Source organism: Flavobacterium sp. Leaf359 (genome assembly GCF_001423985.1).
GTDB lineage: Bacteria > Bacteroidota > Bacteroidia > Flavobacteriales > Flavobacteriaceae > Flavobacterium > Flavobacterium lindanitolerans.
The window spans coordinates 249,121-249,352 of sequence record NZ_LMPW01000012.1 but is presented as its reverse complement, the minus strand read 5'-3'; the positions used below and the strand labels follow the sequence as shown (position 1 = coordinate 249,352).

1 protein-coding gene is annotated in these 232 nt (G+C 47.8%); it reads left to right on the top strand.

Features of this window, described 5'->3' with window-relative positions; genetic code table 11:
- On the top strand, nucleotides 1-232 hold a 232-nt coding region (locus ASG38_RS18450), incomplete at both ends, for an MBG domain-containing protein (protein ID WP_162239698.1).

The window sequence follows — 232 nt, the reverse complement described above, 5'->3', positions numbered from 1 at the left end:
ACGGAACAACAGATCCTGAATTGACCTATACAATTACCGGACTTGCCAACGGCGATGACCAGATGGTTGTAACAGGAACTTTAACCAGAACGGCAGGCGAAGACATCGGAACCTATGACATCGAACAGGGAACACTGGCCGTAAGCGGAAATTACGACATCGCCTACACCGGAGCCGATTTCAATATCACGAAGGCAACCCTGAACATCATTGCAGATGCAAAATCGAAAAC